Source organism: Lysobacter capsici, assembly GCF_014779555.2.
In the GTDB taxonomy this organism is placed as follows: domain Bacteria; phylum Pseudomonadota; class Gammaproteobacteria; order Xanthomonadales; family Xanthomonadaceae; genus Lysobacter; species Lysobacter capsici.
This window is the reverse complement of sequence record NZ_CP094357.1, coordinates 5,086,795-5,110,326: the sequence shown is the minus strand read 5'-3', so window position 1 is coordinate 5,110,326 and position 23,532 is coordinate 5,086,795. Positions and strand designations below refer to the sequence as shown.

Below are 23,532 nucleotides of genomic sequence, written 5' to 3'. Positions count from 1 at the left end.
AGCCGCGGGCTCGTTCTAAGGCGCGAGCGCTTTCAGCGTCTCAAGCCGATCGGCTTGTTCGACGGTCTTGTCGTGGCGCCAGCGCAGAATGCGCGGAAAGCGCACGGCGATGCCCGACTTGTGCCGGCTCGAACGATTGACCGCCTCGAAGCCGAGCTCGAACACGTGCAGCGGCGTCACCGAACGCACCGGGCCGAAGCGTTCGAGCGTATTGGCGCGGATCCAGCGGTCCAGTTGCAGGATTTCCTGATCGTCCAGGCCCGAGTAGGCCTTGGCGATCGGTACCAGCGCCCCGCCGTCCCATAGCGCGAAGGTGTAGTCGGTGTACAAGGTGCTGCGGCGGCCGCTGCCGGCCTGCGCGTACACCAGTACCGCATCGATGGTCAGCGGATCGATCTTCCATTTCCACCAGTCGCCGCGCCGTCGACCGACCTGATAGGTCGAGTCGCGGCGCTTGAGCATGAGCCCCTCGACGCCGCGTTCGCGCGCCTGTTCGCGCAACGCCGCGGCCTGGGTCCAGTCGGCGGCGTCGACCTGCGTGGACAGCACGATCGCCGGATCGGCATGCGCCGTCAGCAACGTCGCCAGCGCGGCGCGGCGCTCGTGCAGCGGCAGCGGCCGCCAATCCTCGCCGTCGAGCTCCAGCAGATCGTAAGCCAGCATGCGCGCGGGCGTGTCGGCCAGAATCTTCGGGCCCGGTTTGCGGCGCTGGATCCGCGTCTGCAAGGCGGCGAACGGCAGCGGCTGCGCGTCGCCGCCGCGCCAGCCGAGCAGCTCTCCGTCGAGCACGCAATCGCGCGGCAGGCGTCGCGCCGCCGCTTCGATTTCCGGAAAGCGCCCGTCCAGGCGTTCTTCGCCGCGCGACCACAACAGCGACTGGCCCTGGCGATGGATCAACTGCAGGCGGATGCCGTCCCACTTCCATTCCAGCAACCAGTCCTCGATCGGTCCCAATACTTGTGCGGGCGGCGAATCGTCCTTGGCCTCCAGCGGCGAGGCGAGAAAGAACGGATACGGCTGCTGTCGGTCCCGCGCGGTGGTTTCCTTCGCCAGCAACTGCTGCACGAATTCGGGCGAAGGCTGCCACGCGCCGAGCATGCGCTGCGCGATCAGCGCGATGTCCACGCCGGACCATTGCGCCAGCGCCTGCTGCACCAGCCGTTGCGACACGCCCACGCGCAGGGCGCCGGTCAGCAGTTTGTTGAACACGAAACGTTGTTCGGCCTGCAACCCGCGCCAACCGGCGACCACCGCCTCGCGCCGCGTCGCCGGGTCCACGCCGCTCAGCGGCGCGAGTCGCAGTTCGATCCATTCGTGCAGTGGCCGGTCGACAGCCGCGGCGGCTTCGGGTTCGTCGAGCAGCAGGCCGAGCGTCTCGGCGAGGTCGCCGACTTGATCGTAGCTGTCGTCGATCAGCCAGCCGGGCAGCCCGGTTTCCTGCGCGACCCAATCGCGCAGCTCGCGCTGATTGGCGATCTTGCCGAGCTTGTGGCCCGACAGAAGCCACAAGCCCCAGGCCAGGTCGCGCGGCGCGGCGGCCTGGAAGTAGTCGATCAGCGCGGCGCGTTTGTCCGAGGTCGCGGTGCTGCGATCGAGTTCGCGAAACAAGGCGGCGAAGCGTTTCATGCGCGTTCGCCTTCCACGCCGGTATCGAAGCGATCCACGCGCAGACCGCGTTCGGCCAGCACGCGCAACAGCGCTTCCGAGCGCCCGTGATGGGCGATCACCCGTTCGGCGCGGCTTTCCTCGATGGTTTGCAGCAGCGCCGGCCAATCGGCGTGATCGGAGATGACGAAGCCGCGATCGAAGTTGCGCCGACGCCGATTGCCGCGGATGCGCATCCAGCCCGACGCGAACCCGGTCTGCACGCGGCGGAACCGGCGCATCCAGGCCGAGCCCGCAGCCGACGGCGGCGCCAGCACCAGTTCGCCGGCCCATTCGTCGCGCGACTTCGCATCCGCCACCAGTTCGGTATCGGCCATGGCCACGCCGGCCTGTCGATAGACATCCACGCCCGACGCGATCGCGCCGTGCACCCACACCGGTCGCGAGGAGTGCTTCGCGAGTTCCGCCAGAATGCGCTGCGCCTTGCCCAACGCGTAGCAGAACAACACCGCCGTCTCGCCGCGCGCGGCGCAGTGCTCGCGCCACTCGACGATCTCGGCCGCGACCTGCGCCGTGTCCGGCCATCGATAGATCGGCAGCGCGAAGGTCGACTCGGTGATGAAGGTCGAACACGGCACCGGCTCGAACGCGCTGCAGGTCGGATCGTGCTGGCGTTTGTAATCGCCGGATACGACCCAGACCTGGTCGCCGTCTTCGATGCGCACCTGCGCCGAACCCAGCACATGCCCGGCCGGATGCAGCGATACGCGTACGCGTCCGAGATCGAAGGCTTCGCCATACGCGTGGCTTCGATACGCCTGCTCGCCCAGTCGCCAGCGCAGGATCGGCAAGCCTTCTTCGCTGCCGTGATACGTGCCCATGCCGACGCGTGCATGGTCGGCATGGCCGTGGGTGACGATCGCGGTGGCGACCGGTTGCCAGGGATCGATGTAGAAATCGCCGGCAGGGCAATACAGCCCTTGCGGACGGACCACGATCAAATCATCAGGCTGCATGCGCCAGGTCCGACGATTGGGTGGCGCCACTGTGCAAAACGCGTCGTGACGGGATCGTCATATCGTCCGCGGCTGCACGCGAGTCGAATCGAACTCGTAGTGTCCGCACGATGAATGCGAATCCGGATCGCCGCGAAGGTCAACGCAGCGTGAGTTGTCGCGCGAATCCAGAATATGAATTATTCAGCGCATGCGATTGCATGAATCGTTGCGTGCGAGGGTCACGAGGTCTTAATGAGCGATGCGAAATAGTCCATGGCACCGGCGCACATCGCCGGCTCATTACGAGCAATCATCCCCACACGGCCAGCGCGACACGATGTTGCTGGTCAGACAGGAGCTTCAATGAATACCCAGACGAAGACCACGCATACCCTCAACGACCTGATCGAAATCGCGCGCGACGGCAAGGACTTCTACACCGAAGCGGCGCAGAAGGTGAAAGATGCCGAACTGTCCGCGCTGTTCGTGCGCATCGCAGGCGTCAAGGCCGACATCGTCACCAGCCTGAGTTCGGCGGTGGTCGCCGCGGGCGGCAAGCCGGCCGAGCACGGCACCTTCGTCGGCTCGATGCAGCAGTTCTACGGCAAGGTACGCGCGACCCTCGGCGACACCCAGTACGGCTACGTGGCCGAACTGGAAGAGTCGGAAGACCGTCTGCTCAAGGCCTTCAACGTGACCTTGTCCGACAGCGACACTCCGCCGGCCGCGCGCGTCGAAGTCGAGCGCCTGTTGCCGCAGGTGCGCGAATGCCATCAGGTGATGAGCACGCGCAAGCGCACGCTGAAAGCTGCGTCTTGATCGCTCGATCAGGATTCGCGATTCGTTCGCTGTGGATTGAATCGGCGCTGCGATGAAATGCGATGAGAGAAAGCCCCGTCGGCGACGACGGGGCTTTTTCATGCCTGTAGTTCAGTAGCGGACGATCAACGCAACCGAATCGCCAGATCGCGTCCCGCAACGGCCTCGTTGCCGCTGTAATCGCGCGCGCTGATGCGCAAGGTGTAGTCGCCGGCCGGCAGTTCGTTCGGCAGCCACAGGCCGGTGGCGACCTTGCCGTTGCGCACGATGTTGGTCAGCACGTAGCGGAAGCGGGTAATCGCGCTGCCGTGGACGGTGATGCCGCTGTCGGCGGCGTACAGCACCTTGGTCGCGTCGTCGGGCGGCTTGCGGTCGAACTCGATGTTCATGCGCGGCTGTTCGTAACCGGCCAGCGGCTTGCCCGCGGCGTCGAGCCATTGATAGCCCAGCGTGTACAGGCCGAGCCGGCGCCGCGCCAGGTTGTCGTCGACCTGATCCCAGGCCTCGACCACGATCTGCACGCCCGGCTGTCCGCGCGATACCAGCAGGCGGCCTTGTTCCTTCTGCGCGAGCGGCTGCTCCAATGCGTCGAGCAACTGGATGCGTTCGATCCGCGGCGCGTAATGATCGGCGTAGTGCACGAAACCCAGGGTCACCGCATTGCGCTCGTAACCGTTCGAACCCAGCGCCAGATGCACATGCGCCATCGGATTGATCGTGCCGAGCACGTCGCCGGCCTTGAAGCGGGTGCCGCGACGCAGGCGCATGCGTTCGGTCTTGCCGTCGTCGCCGACGATCGGCTGGAAGCGCGCGGGATCGATCGGTTCGCCCTTGCCGTTGCGGCCCACGCGCATGTGGATGTAGCTGATCGTATCCAGCGACGCGCCTTCGCCGAGGCTGCCGTAACCCCACGAACTCGACGGATTGCTGGTCTTGGCGTCGGCGATCGCCAGCACCTGCTGACCGATGTCGCCGCGGATGTCGAAGCCGCCATGCAGGTGATGGCGGCTTTCGCCGCGTCCGTCGCCGCGCACTTCGCCCAGGGTGCCAACCACTTCGTGCCACGCGTCCTGCGGATGCAGCGGCCAGCGTCCGGCGGTGAACGGCAAGGGATCCAGCGGCGATGGCCCGGCGACGGTGACGATCGGTTGCGCCGCGGCCGGTGCGATGCGATGCACGCGGTAGCTGCCGGCATCGGTGAGATAGATCGCGCCGTCGGCATCGAGCGTCATCGCCGCGGGCAGCGACAGACGCTGCTCCTGCGCATTGCCGGTCAGCGCCACCCAGTTGCCGTCGGCGCGAATCTGCAATACCAATCCCGTCGACATATCGCCGACGTACATCAGGCCGTCGTGAGTGATCGCCAGCGCGGTCGGGCGCGACAGCGGATTGTCGCCTTCGACGGTCGGCAACAGGTTCAAGGTGCTGACGTCGCCATCGGGTTCGACCCGGCGGATCGCGCGGTTGCGGGTGTCGGCGACCCAGACGATGCCTTGCGCGTCGATCGCCAGCGCGGTCGGCGTATCGAAACGCGCGATCGCCGCCGCACCGTCGCTGTCGCCGGGTCGTTCGCCGCCCGCGAGCGTGCCGACGGTGCCGTCGGGTTCGATCACCCGGATGCGGTCGTTGTAGGTGTCGGCGACGAACACGCGGCCGGCTTGACTCACCGCCACGCCGATCGGCCCGTTGAACTGCGCCTGCGCGCCGGGGCCGTCGCGATAACCGGCCACGCCGGTGCCGGCCAAGGTGCTGACCACGCCCTGCCGCGAAATCTTGCGGATCGCGTGATTACCGGTGTCGGCGACATACAGATTGCCGAGGCTATCGAGCGCCAAGCCGGACGGTGTGTTGAACGCGGCCTTGGTGCCCGCGCCATCGGCGAAACCTTCGATCGAACCGGCCACGGTGGCGACGCTGCCGTCGGCGCGGATCAGCCGGATCAGGTTGTTGTCGCCGGCATCGGCGAGGTACAGCGTGCCGTTGCCGCTGCGCGCCAGTCCGTAGGGATCGGCGAAGCGCGCCTGCGCCGCGGTCGCGTTGCGCAAGCCGCGCACGCCGCGCACGCCGTCGCCGGCGATCAGTTCGAGTTGCGCGTTCCAGCCGAACGGTGTCGGAGCGGGCGCGGGCTTGGCCGCGTTCAACAAGGCGCGCGGCGCGCCGGGTTCGATCACGAAGGTCGCGGCGAGCGCGGCCGCGGTCAGGCCGATCGCGACACAGATCCAGATGGTTCGGTTCATTCAAGTCCTTGTTACGCAAGCCCGCGCGACAGCGGCGGGCCCGCACCAATCTGGATTCTAAACGGCGCGCGCGGCGCAATGCATAAGCGGCCACGCGGGCCGCTTATGCAGCGATCGCAAGATGCTGTTGCGTGGACTCAGCGTTTCGCAGCATTGATGGCGAAATGATCGGACGCGATCCGCGCCAGCGACGCCAGCACCGCGTCGCGGCCGGCGCCGTCGAGCTTGGCGGTGGCCAGATAGCTGACGATCAGGAGCGGCGCGCGGCCCGGCGGCCAGACGATCGCGACGTCGTTGGTCGCATCGTCGCCGCTGCCGGTCTTGTCGCCGACCCGTACCCCGGCCGGCAAGCCCGCGCGAAGACGCTTGTCGCCGGTCTTGTTGGCGACCAGCCAGGCGATCAACTGCTGGCGCGAGGATTCCTTCAAGGCATCGCCCAGCAGCAGACGCTGCATCGTGGCGATCTGCGCGCTCGGCGTGCTGGTGTCGCGCGGGTCGTCGGGCGCGCCGCTGTTGAGCGTGGGTTCGGTGCGGTCGGTGCGGGTGACGCCGTCGCCGATCTCGCGCAGAAACCGGTTCAGGCCCTGCGGGCCGCCGACCAAGGGATATAGCAGATTGGCCGCAGGGTTGTCGCTGAGCGTCACCGTCGCCTCGCACAACTGCGCGACGCTGGCGCTGCGGCCCACCAAGGGCTGGGTGAACGGCGCATGCGAGATCATGTCGGCGGCGGTGATCGGCACCTGCTGCGACAGCGCGACTTTGCCCAATTCGACCTGTCGCAGGATCGCCGCGGCCAGCAGATACTTGAACGTGCTGCACATGCGGAAGCGTTCGTTCTCGCGCCACAGCATGCGCTCGCCGTTGCCGGTGTCGAGCACGGCCACGCCCAGCCGCCCGCCGCTGTGCTTTTCGAGATCGCGCAGGCGCGTCCGCCAGTCGCCGGGCTTGGCTTCGCGTCCGGCCTGGGGTGCGAGGCTAAGCGCGGCGGTGCCGAAACTGGCGCTCGCGCCGGCGGCGAGCAGCAGGCCGCTGGCGCATTGCAGAAAATCGCGTCGTTGCATGGGCAGGTCTCCTTCGGGGAACCCGATTATTGGCAGCGTGGCTCACCGCGACAAACGAGGAATTCTCGCGGCAGGCAAAAGAAATCCTTGCAGCGGCTGCAACCGTCGCCGCGCCGGCCGTATCTCCTGCACGAACTCAGTTTGCGGCAACCGCATGAACGCTACCGTGCAATGGGTCGTAATCGCTTCGCTGCTGACCGTCGTGGTCGGCCCGTTGCTATGGGGCGCGGTTGGCGTGCTGCGCTCGCGCGGCGCGGCTGCGAGCCTGTCGCCGCGCAGCGAATGGAACTGGCGGCACACGCTGCATTCCACCGCGTTGTACGCATTCAGCTTCAGCCTGATCTTCTTCATCCAGGAACTGTTCCTGGTGGTGCCCAAGGCGCTGACCCCGGGCCTGCGGCCGACCTTGTTCCACAACAATCATCATTGGGACGGCGACAACCCGCTCGCGCATCTGTTCCAGGGCACCGGCGCATTGGCGATCTTGCTGGTCGCGATCGCCTGCACCGTGTGGCTCAAGCTGCGCCCGCCGCGCGGCATGGGTTGGCGGCTGTTCGCGATCTGGATGGCGTTCCACGGCTATTTCCAGTCGCTGCCGCAGATCGTGGTCGGCTCGGTGGTGCCGCAGAACGATGTCGGCATGGCCTTCGACTATCTGCAGCTCGGCGCGGCCACCAAGCTCGCGTTGGGCCTGATGGCGCTGCCGTTGATCGCGGCGCTGGCGATCGGTTTCTCCAGGCCCTTGCTCGCGCTCGCGCCGCAGGCCGGCGACATCGCCACGCCGGGGCGGCGCAGCGGTTTCATCTTCCGCATCGCGACCCTGCCAGCCTTGTTGGCGCTGCCGTTGATCATCGCAATGCGGGTGCCGGGCAGTCTCGATCAGGTCGCGATCGTGCCGGTCGCCGAGTTCGTGATCGGCGTGTGGTGGTTGCAGGCCGCGGCGTGGTCGACCGCGTCGGCGCGGCCGGCGGGCATCGCGCCCGCGCGGTCGCTGGCGGTGCCGGTGGCGGCGGTGATCGCGCAGTTGTTGATCTTCCAACTCGTGCTGCGGCCGGGCATCGCGTTCTTCTGATGGCGGGTGCTTACTGAGCGCACGAGGCGGCTTGCGCGTCGCTCGCGGACGAGCGCGCGCGGCCCGGCGCGAAGATCGCCAGGCTCAGCGCGGCCAACACGCACACGCCGATGCCGCCGTACCACAGCACCCACCCGAAGCCTTCGATCAACGCGGCGTGCGCGAGCTCATGCGTGCCTCCGCTGACCGACTGCAAGGCATTCACATCCCCCGCCGCGATCCGCCCGGCCAGTTGCCGCAACTGCGCGCCGTCGAAACGCGCACCGAACACTTCGCGCAGATGCGCGGCGATGCCCGCGACCAGGATCAAACCCATCAAGGCGATATTGATCGCCAGGGTGATCAAGCGCGCGCTCATGTCGATGCCCGCGGCCATGCCGGCGCGCGAACTCGGCACCGCGGCGGTGGTGGTATTGGTCACCGGGGTATTGGTCAGGCCCAGTCCGGCGCCGGCGAGCAAGGCGCCGGGCAGCATGCTGAGCCAACTGGCGTGTGCGACCGCGCTGCCGTAACGCATCGCCACAAACCCCGCGCCGATCGCGAACAGGCCCAGCGGAATCACCACCCCGGACGAATAACGCGCCGACAAGCGTTCGGCGAGCGGCGGCATCAGCAGGGTCGGCAAGGTGTAGGCCAGCAGCGCCAGTCCCGCGCTCACCGTGTCGTAGCCCAGCGCGCTCTGGTAGTAGATCGGCAGGTAGATCATGAAAGGCCAGAAGCTGAAGTTCATGCCGATCGATCCCATGATCGAACCGGAGAAATCGCGGATGCGGAACACCGCGAAATCGAACATCGGATGCGCAGAGTGTTTCTCCGCGATCACGAACGCGATCGAGCCGATCACCGCGATCGCGAGTGCGGCCAATGCGACCGGACTGGCGAAGCCTTGCTCCGGCGCCTGGGTGAGGTAATAGGTCAGGCCGAGCACCGCCAGCGACAAGGTGGCGATGCCGGCGCGGTCGAGCTTATGCGCCTGCGGATCGCGCGACTCCTGCGCGCCCAGCGCGATCAGCACCCAGGTCAACACCGACAGCGGCACATGCACCAGAAACACCCAGTGCCAGTTCGACAGCGCGACGATGGCGCCGCCGATGATCGGACCAAAGCCCAGCCCGGCGCCGAACACGATGCCGAAGATCGCGAACGCGCGGCCGCGTTCGCACCCGGCCTGGAACTGATGCGACAGGATCGCCATCTGGCAGGTCAACATCGCGCCGCCGGCGATACCTTGGGCGAAGCGGCTGGCGATCAGTACCGGCATGCTCTGCGCCACGCCGCAGATCAGCGAAGTCACGCCGAACGCGATCACGCTAAGCACGAACACGCGGCGGCGGCCGTAGCGATCGGCCAGCGTGCCGGCGGCCATCAGCACCGTGGTGCAGGCGATGGTGTAGGCGTTCATCACCCACTGCATGTCGCGCAGATCGCCGTGCAGCTGTTTTTCCAGGGTCGGCAGGATCACCGGCACGCTGGAGATCTCCAGGCCGAACATCAGCGCGGCGAGGCTGACCGAGGCGAGGGCGAGGGTGTTTTTGCCGGATTGGGACAGGGGCATGGGGCATCCAGGGAAACGGTGGGGCAGGGCTTCGCATCGCCGCGCGTGAGGCGCGGCTGGGCGGTGCATCGTGATGACGTCGGCGATGTCGGCCGATGGTTTGGCTGATGCGGGATCGCTTCGCGGCGTCGAAGTCTTTCGTTGGGTATGCGAAAGACCTCAGCGACCCGATCGAAAAGCGTCGCGGTTAAAGCGCCCGCCCGACAGAGCGTCCCTATGCAAACGACCTCGCGGTCCGCGGCGGTGGGCGGCATCGCCAATCGAGCGACACCGATCATTCTCCCCAACCCCGACTCATGAGAGAAATGATTTAATTTTGTGGAACCCATTACGGCCCATCATCAATCGCCGTATCCTGAGCCCATGGACTTCGACCCGGCCCTGCTGCGCACCTTCGTCGCCGTCACCGAAACCGGCGGGTTCACCCGTGCCGCCGAGCGCCTGCACCTGACCCAGTCGGCGATCAGCCACCAGATCCGCCGCCTGGAAGATCAAGTCGGCCGCCCGCTCCTGCGCCGCACCACCCGCCGCCTGACCCTGACCGAAGACGGCGAAGACTTCCTGCGCCATGCCGGCCAGATCCTGCAATCGCTGGACGCACTGACCCGGCGCTTTCAGCCCTCGCCGATCGCCGGCGTGGTCCGCTTCGGCGTGCCCGAAAACTTCATCGGCGATCGTTTGCCCAATGTGCTGTGTCAGTTCGCGCGCGCGTTCCCGTCGATCCGCCTGGACGTCAGCGTCAGCATGAGCATGGACCTGCGGCAGATGGTCGAAGCCGACGAACTCGACCTCGCGGTGATCATCGCCTTGCCCGATAGCGGCGCCGGCACCGTGTTGCGGCGCACGCGCTGGGTCTGGGTCGCTGCCGATTACTTCGACGTCCCCGCCAACACGTCACTGCCGTTCGCCTTCTTCCCGCCGCCGTGCATCAACCGGCAGGTCGGCATCTCGGCCTTGGACGGCACCGCGGTCGAATGGCATGTGGTGTTCACCTCGCCGAGCCAGCAGGGCTTGCACGCGGCGATCCTCGCCGGCCTTGCGATCACGGTGATGGCCGAGGACGACGTCGAACCGGGCATGCGCATCGTCGACGGCGAATACGGCCTGCCGACCTTGCCCGACGCCGAGTTCGTGCTGATCTGGAACTCGCTCGACGCCGCGCCGGCGGTCTGCGAGTTCGGCAAACTGATCCGCGACTTGCCGGCCACCGCGCCGAACCCCGCGCCGAATCCGATGCGCCTGCGTGGCGCCTGAGCCGCCGCAACCGCTTGGCTGCGTTTCTCCGATTCGTCGCGTTTCTCCGATTCGTCGTCTCTCCGACTGCCCTGTGCTTTTCCCCCCTTTAAAAAAGGGGGCAGGGGGGATTTGCTCTTCCTCCAACACCAAGCGCAAAAGCAAATCCCCCGCGCCAGCCACTACAACCCGACCTCACACATCGCAGGGCGCAGCCCCCTTTTTCAAAGTGGGCGAATTGACCCGCACGCTCATACAAGCCGATAGCCCGATCAACCCATGGGCCGACAACCTGATACGCCGACAAACCGACAGGCGCTCAAACGATAGCCCGACGAACCGATAGCCGATCAGCCGCTAGACCGGCCACCTTCCAGTCCCCGCGCCACGCTTTTCCCCCCTTTGCAAAAGGGGGGTAGGGGGATTCGCTCTTAGCCCGTCCACCACCACTCCACCCACAAACAAACCCCCATCCCCAGCCAAAGCCCGATAGACCCTTCACCCCCACCTAGCTACCATCGGCCGACCTACCGAGGGCCTCCCCAATGAAGTTGCCAATCGCCACGCCCCTGGCGGTGCTCTGCGCCGCCGTCCTGTCGCTGCCGGCCTACGCCGCCAAGCCCGCCAAAGCCCCGAAGGCGCCCAAAGCCCCGACCTTCGACACCAAGCGCCTGTCCGACGAGGTCAAGACCCTGTCCTCCGACGAGTTTGAAGGCCGCGGCCCGGCCACCGCCGGCGAGACCAAGACCATCGACTACGTGGTCGCCCAGATGAAGGCGGCCGGCATCCAGCCCGGCGGCGACCTCAAGGACGGCAAGCGCCTGTGGACCCAGGCCGTGCCGCTGCTGCGCACCGAAATCGCCGGCACCCCGACCCTGTCGGTCGCGGTCAAGAAGAAGGCCCGCGCCCTCACCCAGGGCAACGAGATCGCCGTGCGCGCCGCGCTCGACGGTTCCAAGAGCGTCAGCTTCAAGAACGCCCCCCTGGTGTTCGCCGGCTACGGCGTCGCCGCGCCCGAGCGCCAGTGGGACGACTTCAAGGGCGTCGACCTGAAAGGCAAGATCGCCGTCGTGCTGATCAACGACCCCGACTTCGAATCCGGCAACGGCGACTTCGGCGGCAAGGCCATGACCTACTACGGCCGCTGGACCTACAAGTTCGAAGAAGCCGCCCGCCGCGGCGCGCTCGGCCTGCTGATCGTCCACGAAACCGAGCCGGCGTCCTACGGCTGGGCCACGGTCAAGAACTCCAACACCAACACCATGTTCGACGTGGTGCGCGACAAGCCCAGCGCCACCCACCCGACGATGGAAGGCTGGATCCAGCGCGACCTCGCCGTCAGCCTGTTCAAGAGCGCCGGCCTGGACTTCGAAAAACTCAAGAAGCAGGCCCAGACCCGCGAGTTCAAGCCGGTCGTGCTCAAGAACGTGACCCTGTCGGCCAACTACGCCGTCGACAGCCAGGTCATCACCTCGCAGAACATCGTCGGCCGCATCGACGGCAGCAAGAAGCCCGACGAAACCGTCATCTACAGCGCGCACTGGGATCACCTGGGCGTCGGCCAGCCCGATGCGAAGGGCGACAAGATCTACAACGGCGCCGTCGACAACGCCACCGGCACCGCCGCGCTGATCGAGATCGGCCGCGCCTTCGCCAAGGGCAAGAAGCCGCAGCGCTCGATCGTGCTGCTCAACGTCACCGCCGAGGAAAAGGGCCTGCTGGGTTCGGAGTACTACTCCGCGCGTCCGCTGTACCCGCTGGCCAAGACCGTCGCCGTCATCAACATGGACGCCCTCGACCCGACCGGCCCCTCGCGCGACTTCACCACCTCCGGCAGCGCCAAGCAGGACCTGCTGACCGACCTGATCAGCACCGCCCAGCGCTGGAACCTGAGCTACGTCGACGACCCGAAGCCCGAAGCCGGCCACTTCTTCCGCTCCGATCACTTCCCCTTCGCCAAGCGCGGCGTCCCGGCGATCTCGTTCGGCTCGGGCGAAGACAAGGTCGACGGCGGCATCGCCGCCGGCAAGGCCGAGAGCGAAGCCTACAACCGCGACCGCTACCACCAGCCCGCCGACCAGTGGGAATCCACCTGGACCTTCGCCGGCATGGCCCGCGACATGCAGATCCTCTACACCCTGGGCAACGAACTGGCCAACTCCAACAAGTGGCCGAACTGGAGCGAAGACTCCGAGTTCCGCGCCGCGCGCGACGAGACGGCGGATCAGCGTCCGAGCAAGTAAGCCTGCAACCGCGCCCGGTCCCACCCGGCGCTAAAAACCAAACGGCCGCGTCGGAGCCCACATCGCTCCTCGCGGCCGTTTCGTTTCTGGCTGCCGCTCATCGTCAAGCCCGCCCCCCAATCGCGACGCCAGCTTCGTCCCCCCCTGTAGGAGCGGCGCAAGCCGCGACCGAGCACCCTCAACTCCCGCGACCATTCCAATCAAGATTCGTAAACCCCAATCCCGTCGACTAAGGTCGAGCTCTCGCTTTCCCCACCGCCCCATTCCACCGAATACCCAGGGCGCCGCGTAAAAACGATCCCTTGATCCAACCGCACCCAGAAGCAACCCCCATGACCGACCCTTCCGAGCGCAACCCCGCAGACTCCCGGTCTTTCGCATTGCGCGGCGAAGGCCCCGCCAGGGATTTCAGCGAGGACGTGGTCGACGCCATGCGCGCCGCGGCAAGAGCCGGTGAAAACGTGGCTGCAATCGTCGCGCGGGCTTACGCGGTCGAGCCGGACTTGCGCGACAGTAAAATCTGGTTGATGCGCTATTTCCGACTGTCGTTCGGCCTCGCGATCCACACAGTCATGCGCCGCGTAGACGGCGGCCCGATCAGCGACGATCAGCTCGGCGAGATACTGCTGGCCAAGATTCGCGAGGCCATGGAGCATATACCTGTGGATTGAGAGGGCATCGCCAGGGCCGTTCCCCGAGCGACGCAGACACCCGTGCAACCATGGCAAGTGACACCACCGCCCAGGCCATCTCAAGATGTCGATGAAGATTTCGAGCCAGCAAGTCCCTCAGGCGAGCAACGCCCGACTCGTGCGAGTTCTGGGCGTGTACGAAACCGACGAAGTGATTATTGGTTTCGGTGCAATCGTGCTGAGTTGCTTCGGCTTCGGCGAAGCGACTAGCGACGATGTCGGCCTCGACCTCTGGGCCAGCTTTTCGGCGATGGAGATAGATGACTTACGTATATGGCGGCTGGATGACAACATGCCAGACACGATCAAGCGTGTCGACGGAAGTTCGCGTTATGAAATCCACGGCACTCTGCACGGCAGCAGCGTGCATGCTTGCGGCCTCGTGATCGGTGACGAAGAGGGATCAATGTCACCGGAATACGATTATCTCGACGGCGTACGAGTCGGCATCATCGTTGATCGGATTGACATCACGTTTCACCGTTGATGCGGCTGGATTGCTTCAACGAGCCGATGTTTGATGCCGATCATGCACAGCACTATCGAAGCGGCAAGTTATGCCCGATCCGCCACAACACTCCGCTGGGATCGAAAAGCGTGAAATCGCGCATGGCCCAGGGCTGATCCTCGGGCTCGCCGATCGCCACGCCGAAGGTATCGGCGATCTTCAGCTCGTCCAGATGCCGCCACCAATCGTCCGCGTTCTCCACCAGCAGATGCATCTGGAAATTCTGCGCGTGCTCGGGGACGTAGAACTTCTGCAGCAGGAAACTGCAATGGCCGTGGTGGACGTAGGCGAGGGTGTCGTCGGACCAGGGGATGGTGAAGCCGATGGCTTCGTAGAAGCGCTTCGAGAAGTCGAAGTCTTGGGTCGGAAGGAAGGCTTTGATCTCTATTGTTGCTAGGGTAGGGCGGGGCATGGTCGAGGCACGAAGACGGGGGTGTCGTGATCGTAAGCGAGCCGATTGATAAAAGCCGTATATATCTGCGAGCCACCGACAAACCGATTGACGGAAGTCGGGTGGCATCTCAAACGGCGTAACGCCGCGTCGGCTAAAGTTCGCATCCAGAGGGCAGCTTTGCCAGTTGGCTAAAATGCTCGAATTAAAGGGATGGTTTGGTTAAGTCATGCGAATTGAAGCCGAACGAGGGGCGTTTTAGCGGTGGGGGCGAACTTAGCGGAGCAATGTGTCGCTGCAACCTATTTCACTATGATGAAAGGCATGGTGAGGTTTTAGTTTTATTAGCAAATAGCGTGCTTGATCGGAGCCGGGGCGCATGCAAAACGAAGTTAAAATCATTTGGCCTGACCTGATGATGCCAAATTTGCCGGACGGTAGCTTGGGAGAAAGCGCCGTCGCTCATAATGGAAAGATAGTTATAGTTGGCGCAAACGGCTCAGGGAAGACTAGGTTTGGCGCATGGCTGGAAAATCCATCGGTTCGCCGGCACCAAGCTAGCCACTATCATTCGGACAGTAAACGAAATGAGGGTGTTTATAGGATATCGGCGCAACGTGTTCTTGATCTCCCGCCGAGTGCGGCTAGAAAGTCTTGGGAAGAGGCAAGCGCAGAGTTGAATAGTGGTCTGGGCGGGCCATCCGGTATAGGAGTTCGCCATACTCGTGTTGGTGGCGATCCGGTTGTGGGCTCTATGGCCGACTATGGTGCGTTAATTAATGCACTCTTCTCAGCGAGAACAGCGGATGCTCTTCGATACTATGAGGCGGGTCAGTCATCGCAATTTGGTCCTGGGAAGGCGGGCCCAGATGATCTGATTAGGCTTAAGGAATTGTGGGAGAAGGTCTTTAAAGGTCGAGAGTTATTGGTAGGGGATCACACGCTCTCTGCAAAAAGTAAGTCAGACGATGAGCCCTACGCTGCGAGCCTGATGAGTGATGGGGAACGTGTCGGGCTCTATCTCATTGGTAGCATTTTGCTAGCTCCAAAAAGCTCTCGCATAGTAATCGATGAGCCGGAAGTGCATCTCCATGAGGCAATTCAATCTTTCTTGTGGGATCAGTTGGAGTCTGTGCGAAAAGATTGCTGTTTTATATATATGACGCATAGTATTCAGTTTGCGGCGAGTAGGCTGGGCGCAAAGAAGATTGCTTTACTTGATTATCAAGCAGCTTTGCCATCTGATAAGGAATGTGAAAGCGACGCGCAGGGGCTGATGGCAATGGGGCCGGTGCCTACGCCGCCGGCTGGGAAAGTACCGCGAGACGGCATTTGGATTTGGGCTGAAGTAGCTCAGTCTGACGATCTTCCTGTTGATTTGACGCTGAAGTTGCTTGGGTCGCGACGTCCAGTGGTCTTTGTTGAGGGAAAGGTTGGGGGCTTAGATCAGAAGTTTCTTGAGATTGTCTACTCCGATCATCTGGTTATTCCTTGCGACAACTGGCAAAAAGTCGTGGCATGTGTAAATGGATTCAGGCGTCAGGCCGCGCTTCATCATTTGCACGTGAGAGGATTAATAGATCGGGATGATAGGCCCAGTTCGGAGATCGACAGTCATCAAAAAAATGATGTGTATGTCCTTCCAGTGGGTGCAGTCGAATGTCTCTATATCTTGCCGGAATGCTTAGAGGCTTGCGCCGCGATCACAGGGGTGCAGAATCCGGAAGATATTGTATCCGAGGCAAAAAAAAGAGTGGTTCATCAGGCATCGAAAGCGAGGTTGGCGATCATCGCGGAGCGTGCGCAATACAACGTTAGACATGCCTTGCAGAAAGTTAATCGGGCTGGAGATTCAAAATCGGATCTGGTTGCAGCGGTCGAATTAGCCGTGCAGGCGGCAGATGCTTCGGCCTGCTACGAGCGAGCTATTAAGACGGTTGATGAGGCATTGCAGGGCGAGTACATGGACGCCCTTGTAGTTTTTAGGGGTAAGTCGTCAATTGATGCAGCTGCCGGCGCGTTTAAATTGACGGAAGAAAAATACCGTGACCATGTACTGAACCTGCTTGCGGATGAGAAATCCGGATTGCGAAAACGCGTTTTAGAGAGATTGCCTGATTTAAAAAGTTAGCTTCTTAGAGGCTTCTGATGGCGAGACATTCGAGGCTAAGCCCCTGAGCGGATTGTCCAGCGTGGGTGTGATCTAAACCATTAGCCCAAAATGGGTTATTCCGATCTGGGCTTTAGGCTTTCCGGGTGCCTACAGTCCTCAACAAGCCCGAGTACCTCCGTCTGCGCCAGTTGTTGGTGGAAGCGCGCGAGCGCGCCGGGCTTACGCAGACCCAGGTAGCTGACAAGCTGCACCGCGCACAATCGTTCGTCTCCAAGTACGAATTGGGCGAGCGCCGGCTCGATGTCATCGACTTCATGCATGTGTGTGCCTGTCTCGATGTCGATCCGGGCGATGTCATCCGGCAGGTCGCTAAGTCCCGCAAGTAATCATCTGCATGCTCGCGCCGCACCTTTGTTGTGGATCGCGAGCTTTTCGTTGCATTGCATATCCCAAAACGGGTTGAAATTACCCCAAAACGGGATATAAGGATGTTGGTGATCTCTGGATCGGTCATCACGAATAGCCACAGCAATCTTCGGAAGGAGCCGCGCATGCCCGTTCCTGCGCCACAAGCATCTTTTGCTAACTCGCCTCAGCGTCGCGAGGCCTTCTTAAGCGAAGCTAATCTGGCGATCGCTCGAAATTGGGCCGACTCCCTCGGCGTTCCATTGGCCTACCTCTACGCCGACAACGCCGATCTGGCGGAGGTGATCCTCGCCTTCGGCCTGCTGCCCGAGTCCGAGCAGCGTCGCCTCGCGGTGGAGCTGAAGGCACGCGTCAGCCCACCGGCCGCGCGTACCCGCCCAGCCCGCAAGGCGCGGGCGACGCCGCACACGCGCTGAGCCGGGTCTTGCCGTGTAGTCGCCGGAGTGGGGTTGCTGACACTGGCACGGTGAAGAGCGACTCCAGATGCCGCGCGCGCCTCGTCCGGCTCGACATGTACCATTGATATGTATTTTTTCCATTCCGTAATCCGAAAAAGCCCCATCGAAACGCCGGCGATTCATTCCGGAGTCCGAAAAAGCTCCATGCGAATAGCGGATTGCTGCTTTGGAATCCGAAAAAGCTGCATGCGAGCAGCAGATCGGTACTCCCGAGTGCGAAAGCGTCATTCGCGAGTCCGAAATCGAGGCTACGGAGTCCGAAATAGCTTCACGCGAGTCCCGGATCGGGACTGCGGAGTACGAAAACGTCCTTCGCGAGCAGCAGATTTGGACTACGCAGTCCGAAAGAGCTTCACGCGAACAGCGAATCGGTACTCCGGAATGCCAAATTGGCTTTAGCGAATGTCCCGCCCGTTCTACGGAATATGAAATAGCTTCATGCGACCACCTCGCCGTCCCTCCGGTAGGCCTGCCGGGCCTTCGCAACCGCATCGCCCCTATTCGCAAATGCGGCCCCAGGTCTGCGATGTAGCCTCTCGGCGCAACTGAACCCTGCCAGGCGCCTCGCACGCAGCCCGTTGGTACGCAGTGGGTGCAAGTAACAGGCAAAGCAGCAGACCCTCAGAGGCCGAAAAGTGCGTGACGCCGGAGCCGCCGGCCGCGTAAGGTTGTCCACGCGTAACAGGAGAAAACGCATGGTCTGTCTACAGGGACGTTCGCCGCGATCCAAACCAGTCGGGCTCGGGACAGGGCTTCGGCTTGTCAGCGCGCTCGCCGCGTTGTGTCTGTTGGGCAGCGCCGGTAGTGCAGTGCGCCGTTCTGTATCGGAGGACGGGGCGCCTGCAAGCGCGTTATCGCCGGTCGTCACCGAGCCGGTTGGGCAATCGGTGGCCTGCCCCTCCGCCGACTTCAAGGAGTTCCTGAAGGCATTCGCCAACCGTGGCGCTGTGCAGTCGGCCTATTCGCTATGGCCGTACAAGGCCAAGTTTCCCTACTACTGGGAACACAACACTCAGCCGGGCGATCCAAAATTCCCGCGTTGGCAGGTCGAGGAACGCGGCGACGTACCGAGCGTCAAGTATCGCTACGATGCCGCGCGCGACGTGTATGTGTACGACACGCAAGTGCTGGCGGCATCCGAGCGCTGGACGAAGCAACGCGATACCCAGCGCAAGCGTCCGCCTCCGCCGCTGGCTGCGTTCAAGATCAAGCGTGTTTCCGCGACCCGATACGACGTCGTGGTCGATGCGGGCGTGACCGACAGTTTCGAGAAGAAATCCGACTGCTGGTACTTCGCGCAGCATTGGGAGTCCGAGCCCCTGGCGGTTTGCAAATGGCCGCACGAGTGTCGCAAGTTGCGCGAATACGAAGGCCCGTCCAACTGACGTTGTCCGATTCGACTCCGGTCGAGTACGCCCAAGAGGCTAAGAAGGGGATCGGACCTCGCGTTTGAATCTTCAGATGCGAGTCGCGTCCAACGATGGCATTCGCTGACTGATCGGTAGCGCCTGCGTGGATCGTCAGCCCGACGACGCCAGATCGCGGAAGTCCGGCTTGACCACTTCCTTCCCCGCCCGCAACGCATCCATCACCTCATCCCAGCACCCGAACTCTTCCCTCAGCACCGGCTTCAACTGTTCGGGCACCGGATAACCGTCCAGGTCGTCGTCGTAGCCCCAGTCCTCCCACGCGGCCGCGCGGGTGTCGAAGGTGTACGGGGCGTTGATGGTGGCCGCGTTGAAAAAGTGGTCGTCCCAGATCAGCAGCGGCGCGGTCGTGGTGCCGTCGATGTAGAGCTCACCGTGGTTGGTATGGCCGAGCACGGTGTCGGTCACGTCGGCGTCCCCGCGGATGCGGATGAACGCTCCGCCGGCGATCAGGCTGCGCGCGCGCAGGTGCTCGCGCACCAGCAGCATCGGGCCGGCCCAATGGCTGATGATCGCGCCGCCGACGTGCAGGCTGCCTTCGATGGCGACGCCGTCGATGGTTTCGCCGGGCGGGCAGCCGGCGGCGTCGCGCCAGTCGTGCCGTGGTGGATTGGCGTTTCCGTCGGGGCGGTCCCATTCCAGCTGCAGGTCGCCGTCGACGCGCAGGTCGCCGGGGACGACCAGGATGCGCCAGTCGGCCGGCATGTAGTCGGGGACGCGGTAGGCGTCGGCGAGGTCGGCCAAGGCGACGATGCGGGGCGGGCTCGGCGATGCAGTCATTGGGTTTCCCGGACGAACGGTCCTGTTCAGGCTTGCGATCTTAGCGGTGCCTGCGCATATTCGTGTGACCTACATCACGCTGGTCTTGGGGGCTGATATGGATGGGGCAGGCGAAGGCGGGGATCTGCGGGCGAGCGCGCCGCCGCGGCGTGGCGAGCGGCCCGATGTGCTGCGGGTGTCGGTCATCGCCGGGGCTTTGACCTTGCATGCGTGGTTGTTGCTGGCGATGACTCTGCCGGTCAATCCGTTTGAGCGCTCGGCGTTCGTGTCGGCCGGCGATCCGCTGGTCGTCCAGATTCCGTACCCCGAGATACCCGATCCGCCCGGTTGTGGTCTGCGCGTTCCCGATCCGCCGCCGAACCTGACGGTCATCGCGCAGCACGTGCGCGGATCGATCGATCCCAGGCCTACCTTGCCGCTGTCGGTGCCGAGTCTGCTGGACACATTGCGACTGCCGCCGGCGCATTACCGCGCAAGTGTCGATCTGCCGCTACAGGCCGTCGCCTCGCCCGCACCGGTGTATCCGCGTAAAGCGCTGCATGCCGGGCTCAGTGGCTGGGTCGAGATCGAAGTCGTCGTCGGCGTAGACGGCGTGCCGCTCACGGCGAGGATCGCGCGCAGCAGTGGCCACCGCGCGCTCGACGAGGCGGCGTTGGCCGCGGTGCTGAGCGGTTGGCGCTTCCAGCCGCGGATGCGCGATGGCGAGGCGGTGGAGGCGGTCGCGCGGGTGCCGATCGACTTCGTGTTGCCCGGGCGCGTCGCGCGCGGTTGAACCATCGGGCATGATGCCGCGTCGGCGAGGGAGCGCGGGTTTGCGTTCGCGTCGCCGAGCAACGATTGAAAACCGAAAACACTCCAGGAGGGATGTGTGATTACACGTAGTTTGTTGTCGGCGCTGTTGCTGTCTTCGTTCGCCGCCGCGTCTGCATTCGCGCAGGACGCGCCCGCATCGTCCGGATCGCCGACGGCCGCCGCGTCGGCACAGACAACCGTGCCCAAGCTGCACATCGTCTGGGATTGCGGCGAGTGCGAGCACAACGACAAGGTGCCGCCGCTGATCGAGCAGGCCTATGCGGAAGAGGCGCAGGAGCATTCGGCCACGGTGTCCGACACCGAGATCGCCGAAGTGGCGATCACCGATATTCGTCAGCGTCCGCCCGGCGTACGGGTGATGTTCGGGGTGATGGCGGGGCGCGATCGTCTCGCGCTGCGCATCCGTTATCGCGATCGCGACCACGAGGTCAAGGACACGTCGTCCAACATCATCCAGGGGCTCAACAGCCTGTCGGCGTCCGTCGGCCGCAAGGCCTATGCGCAACTGTCGGCGACGCCTGAGCCGTAACGTCCTGGCCGCGCCGGGACGCCGTGAATCTGTGGTTGCAGTCGCACAACCGCATCGTCCCCTGCCGGGCCACGATTGACGCGCCGGCCACGGCGGGCGTATTGCTGACTGGCAGGCCGCCGCAGGGCGCGTTATTGCCGCCTTGCGCCGACGCTGCGGGGACTTATCGCACGCATCGACACTTACGAGGGACTGTATGAAGAAGTTGATCGGAACGACCATTGTCAAGACGCCCGTCACCTTGGCCATCGCCGCGCAGCAGCAGGTCAGCCAGAACCAGGCGCCGGCGCCGACGCCGGAAGAGAAGGCGATTCTGGATCTGCTCGCCAAGTAAGCGGCGGGGTACGACCGAAGCGGCGCGGCTCCGGCCGGGCCGCTTCGTTTTTGCGACGCCATGATGCAAGGAGCGCGGCATGATTCCGTTGGAACGCGAGCGGTCGCTGGCCGATGCGCAGCGGGTGATCGAAGCATTTCTCACGCGCCAAGGCTGGAGCGCGCATATCGACAGCGCCGACACGGGCCTGCAAGGCGCGGTGTGCATGTTGCACGATGCCCACGGCGAGGCCATCGCCAGCGGCTTCGGCAAGGGCGAGCGCGAGGCGGCGCGGGTGGGCGCGCTGTACGAAGCGGTCGAACACGTCTATGCGAATACCAGCGCGCCGCAGGAGCGCGCCGAGCTGCGCGCGGCCTCGTCGCTGTTCGCCGATCCGCGTTACGCCGCGCTGCCGTTTTTCGCCGAGTTGGGGCGACAGGCGACGCGGCAGCTGACTTGCCTGCGCTATCGCCCGTTCTTCGGCGACGGCGACGATTTCGCGGTGCCGGCATTCCTGTGTAGGCCGAATGCACTGGCGGATTTATTGCCGGGCGACGACTTCGATTACAGCAGTGTTATCCGTTATGGCTCCAACAGCGGCACGGCGATCGGCGCCAGCCCAGAAGAGGCCGCGGTGCACGCGATCGGCGAATTGATCGAGCGCGATGCGTGGTCGTTGTTTCTGGTCGCGCATTACCTGGGCGAGCCATCGCGCTTCGGCGCCTGGGTCGACCCGGCCTCACTGCCCCAATCGGTCGCGGCGGTGCATGCAGCGGCGAGCGCGCAGCTCGGGCGCGAGGTGCTGCTGATCGATGCGACCAGCGATCTGGGCGTGCCGGCCTTCATCGCCACCACCGACAGAATTGTCGATAGCGAAGCGGTATTTCCCACCGGTTATGGCGCGTCCCTGTACGCCGAGCATGCGGCGATCCGCGCTTTGACCGAACTGGTGCAGACCGTGGTGGTGGGTCGGCGTCTGGCCAGCGTCGGCGACTACAGCCGACAGGTGCTGCAGGCCTTGTCCGAGTATCCCAAGCTGCGCGCCTGTGCGTATTTCCAGGTGAATCGTGAGCGGATGCGGCATGCGGGCTGGTCGCATCCGCAACGCGAACGCCAGCCGCCGGCTACGTTGCTGCGCGAACTGGTCGATACCTTGGCAGATCGCGGCATCGAACTGCATCACCTGATTCACCACCGCGAAGGCGACGCGTTCTGCGTGGTCAGTTGCGTGGCGCTGGAACTCGAGCGCTTCCTGTTGGTCACCACCGGCATGGTGATGGCGCCGGGGCGTCGCGGGATGGCGTTGTTGGCGGGAGCGTTGGCGGGACGTGAGGCGCAGGTGGCCTGATCCCTGAGGCCGGCTCGCGGGTGATCGCCATACCAATCACCCCATGCATGAGTCTTGTACGTTCGGTCTTGATGCTCGGAATAGGCCGAGGACCCGGCGCGGGCACCACGATCCGCGAAAAGGAAACCTTCATGAAGACCATTACCTTGGTGACGATCTCGACGTTCAGCTTGTTACTTGCAACGTGTTCCCAGTTCGCCGAAGGGCAGGCTGTCGGCATGGACGGTGAGCGTCGGCAACCGCTGCAGCAGGACGCCACCGCACCGGCCGATCCGGGACGGGTGCAAGCACTGGCAAGCGCCCGATTCCCGGACACGTTTGGCGGCTTGTATATCGAACACAGACCGCGTTACCGCGTGGTGGTCAATTTCAGTCGCGATGCGAAAGCCAGCCTGCGCCAGTTGACCGCGGACGAGACCTTTGAGGCCGTCACAGTGACGCATTCGCTCCGCGACCTGGAGCGGATCGGCGAGACCGTCAAACAGGTCTTGCGGGCGAAGGGGCTGGACTGCACCTTGTCCACCGATCCGACGCGACCGAGTCTGAAAGTGTGGATGCGCGACCAGGATCTGGCGCCGGCGCGGGCCGCGTTGGCCGAAGCGGGACTGGCGCAGCCGTTCGTGGTCGTGACCGCTTACGAGATCGTTGAGCCTACCGGGGGCGGGGAGCGTTGAGCGCGGCGACCTGTCCGCTTCGGTATGCGGCCCTGGCGGGATGGGTGGCCCAGGCGCAGTCGAGCGTTTGCCAGGTTGCCGCGTGAGTGGCCCTCGGGTGTTGCGTGATATTTCTGTTTGAGCGCGAGCGCCCGTACGGGACGTTCCACGGAGATTTCGTCGGCTATGCCGCGATCGCGGCATTACGACGACGTAGTAGTTGGCGCGGTTGTTGTAATGGCGCGGTCGCGGCTTGCG

General features: G+C 64.2%; 22 protein-coding genes. 15 read left to right on the top strand and 7 right to left on the bottom strand.

All coding sequences use genetic code 11. From position 1 onward, the window contains the following. Positions 1–15 precede the first annotated feature (15 nt). Positions 16–1,626 (bottom strand): ATP-dependent DNA ligase, encoded by a 1,611-nt coding sequence (locus tag IEQ11_RS21065; RefSeq protein WP_191822502.1) that lies wholly within the window; start codon positions 1,624–1,626, stop codon positions 16–18. Then, positions 1,623–2,621 carry a ligase-associated DNA damage response exonuclease gene (locus IEQ11_RS21060; RefSeq protein ID WP_191822501.1) on the bottom strand — a complete coding sequence of 333 codons (999 nt, stop codon included), beginning with the start codon at positions 2,619–2,621 and terminating at the stop codon, positions 1,623–1,625. The genes IEQ11_RS21065 and IEQ11_RS21060 overlap by 4 nt, the downstream gene beginning before the upstream one ends. A gap of 345 nt (positions 2,622–2,966) precedes the next feature. Here IEQ11_RS21060 and IEQ11_RS21055 point away from each other — a divergent pair, with 345 nt between their 5' ends. Further along, positions 2,967–3,422, top strand: a complete 456-nt coding sequence (locus tag IEQ11_RS21055; RefSeq protein ID WP_191822500.1) for a PA2169 family four-helix-bundle protein — start codon at positions 2,967–2,969, stop codon at positions 3,420–3,422. A 125-nt stretch (positions 3,423–3,547) separates the two neighbouring features. Here IEQ11_RS21055 and IEQ11_RS21050 read toward each other — a convergent pair whose 3' ends face one another. Continuing rightward, positions 3,548–5,659 carry an NHL repeat-containing protein gene (locus tag IEQ11_RS21050; protein WP_191822499.1) on the bottom strand — a complete coding sequence of 704 codons (2,112 nt, stop codon included), beginning with the start codon at positions 5,657–5,659 and terminating at the stop codon, positions 3,548–3,550. A gap of 137 nt (positions 5,660–5,796) precedes the next feature. Next, positions 5,797–6,720, bottom strand: coding sequence for a class A beta-lactamase (gene bla, locus IEQ11_RS21045; RefSeq protein ID WP_191822498.1), 924 nt, complete (start codon positions 6,718–6,720; stop codon positions 5,797–5,799). 166 nt (positions 6,721–6,886) lie between these two features. Here bla and IEQ11_RS21040 point away from each other — a divergent pair, with 166 nt between their 5' ends. After that, a complete protein-coding gene (locus tag IEQ11_RS21040; protein WP_247024637.1) occupies positions 6,887–7,792 on the top strand; it encodes a hypothetical protein in 906 nt (301 codons plus the stop codon). A 10-nt stretch (positions 7,793–7,802) separates the two neighbouring features. Here the strand turns inward: IEQ11_RS21040 and IEQ11_RS21035 are convergent, their stop codons facing one another. Next, on the bottom strand, positions 7,803–9,347 hold the full coding sequence (locus IEQ11_RS21035) for an MFS transporter (RefSeq protein WP_191822496.1): 1,545 nt from the start codon (positions 9,345–9,347) through the stop codon (positions 7,803–7,805). 363 nt (positions 9,348–9,710) lie between these two features. Between IEQ11_RS21035 and IEQ11_RS21030 the strand changes: the two genes are divergently transcribed. The 4 genes from IEQ11_RS21030 (at position 9,711) to IEQ11_RS21015 (ending at position 14,002) form a co-directional block, all read left to right on the top strand. Continuing rightward, entirely contained in the window at positions 9,711–10,601 is an 891-nt protein-coding gene (locus tag IEQ11_RS21030; protein WP_191822495.1) for a LysR family transcriptional regulator, read from the top strand. A 524-nt stretch (positions 10,602–11,125) separates the two neighbouring features. Next, positions 11,126–12,823 carry a M28 family metallopeptidase gene (locus tag IEQ11_RS21025; protein WP_191822494.1) on the top strand — a complete coding sequence of 566 codons (1,698 nt, stop codon included), beginning with the start codon at positions 11,126–11,128 and terminating at the stop codon, positions 12,821–12,823. A gap of 332 nt (positions 12,824–13,155) precedes the next feature. Further along, complete coding sequence (locus tag IEQ11_RS21020; RefSeq protein WP_191822493.1) at positions 13,156–13,494, top strand: hypothetical protein; 339 nt, start codon at positions 13,156–13,158, stop codon at positions 13,492–13,494. 85 nt (positions 13,495–13,579) lie between these two features. Beyond that, positions 13,580–14,002: a hypothetical protein gene (locus tag IEQ11_RS21015; RefSeq protein WP_191822492.1), complete on the top strand. Its 423-nt coding sequence runs from the start codon at positions 13,580–13,582 to the stop codon at positions 14,000–14,002. Positions 14,003–14,054: 52 nt separating this feature from the next. Here IEQ11_RS21015 and IEQ11_RS21010 read toward each other — a convergent pair whose 3' ends face one another. After that, a complete protein-coding gene (locus IEQ11_RS21010; RefSeq protein ID WP_191822491.1) occupies positions 14,055–14,435 on the bottom strand; it encodes a VOC family protein in 381 nt (126 codons plus the stop codon). A gap of 358 nt (positions 14,436–14,793) precedes the next feature. Here IEQ11_RS21010 and IEQ11_RS21005 point away from each other — a divergent pair, with 358 nt between their 5' ends. The 4 genes from IEQ11_RS21005 to IEQ11_RS20990 all read left to right on the top strand — a co-directional run bounded on the left by IEQ11_RS21005 (position 14,794) and on the right by IEQ11_RS20990 (position 18,796). After that, on the top strand, positions 14,794–16,545 hold the full coding sequence (locus IEQ11_RS21005; protein ID WP_191822490.1) for an AAA family ATPase: 1,752 nt from the start codon (positions 14,794–14,796) through the stop codon (positions 16,543–16,545). A 125-nt stretch (positions 16,546–16,670) separates the two neighbouring features. Beyond that, positions 16,671–16,913, top strand: coding sequence for a helix-turn-helix domain-containing protein (locus IEQ11_RS21000; protein ID WP_191822489.1), 243 nt, complete (start codon positions 16,671–16,673; stop codon positions 16,911–16,913). 102 nt (positions 16,914–17,015) lie between these two features. Continuing rightward, positions 17,016–17,369 carry a transcriptional regulator gene (locus IEQ11_RS20995; protein ID WP_191822488.1) on the top strand — a complete coding sequence of 118 codons (354 nt, stop codon included), beginning with the start codon at positions 17,016–17,018 and terminating at the stop codon, positions 17,367–17,369. Between the two features lie 737 nt (positions 17,370–18,106). Further along, positions 18,107–18,796, top strand: coding sequence for a hypothetical protein (locus tag IEQ11_RS20990; RefSeq protein WP_247024635.1), 690 nt, complete (start codon positions 18,107–18,109; stop codon positions 18,794–18,796). A 135-nt stretch (positions 18,797–18,931) separates the two neighbouring features. On the opposite strand, the gene IEQ11_RS20985 is transcribed toward IEQ11_RS20990, so the two are convergent. Then, a complete protein-coding gene (locus IEQ11_RS20985; protein ID WP_191822486.1) occupies positions 18,932–19,582 on the bottom strand; it encodes a hypothetical protein in 651 nt (216 codons plus the stop codon). 7 nt (positions 19,583–19,589) lie between these two features. Here IEQ11_RS20985 and IEQ11_RS20980 point away from each other — a divergent pair, with 7 nt between their 5' ends. The 5 genes from IEQ11_RS20980 to IEQ11_RS20960 all read left to right on the top strand — a co-directional run bounded on the left by IEQ11_RS20980 (position 19,590) and on the right by IEQ11_RS20960 (position 23,295). After that, positions 19,590–20,390: an energy transducer TonB gene (locus IEQ11_RS20980; protein ID WP_191822485.1), complete on the top strand. Its 801-nt coding sequence runs from the start codon at positions 19,590–19,592 to the stop codon at positions 20,388–20,390. Between the two features lie 96 nt (positions 20,391–20,486). Next, positions 20,487–20,960 carry a hypothetical protein gene (locus IEQ11_RS20975; RefSeq protein WP_191822484.1) on the top strand — a complete coding sequence of 158 codons (474 nt, stop codon included), beginning with the start codon at positions 20,487–20,489 and terminating at the stop codon, positions 20,958–20,960. 196 nt (positions 20,961–21,156) lie between these two features. Then, positions 21,157–21,294, top strand: a complete 138-nt coding sequence (locus IEQ11_RS20970; protein WP_160309516.1) for a hypothetical protein — start codon at positions 21,157–21,159, stop codon at positions 21,292–21,294. A gap of 79 nt (positions 21,295–21,373) precedes the next feature. Continuing rightward, a complete protein-coding gene (locus IEQ11_RS20965; protein WP_191822483.1) occupies positions 21,374–22,621 on the top strand; it encodes a YcaO-like family protein in 1,248 nt (415 codons plus the stop codon). A gap of 131 nt (positions 22,622–22,752) precedes the next feature. Further along, positions 22,753–23,295, top strand: a complete 543-nt coding sequence (locus IEQ11_RS20960) for a hypothetical protein (protein WP_191822482.1) — start codon at positions 22,753–22,755, stop codon at positions 23,293–23,295. The last annotated feature ends 237 nt before the right edge of the window (positions 23,296–23,532 follow it).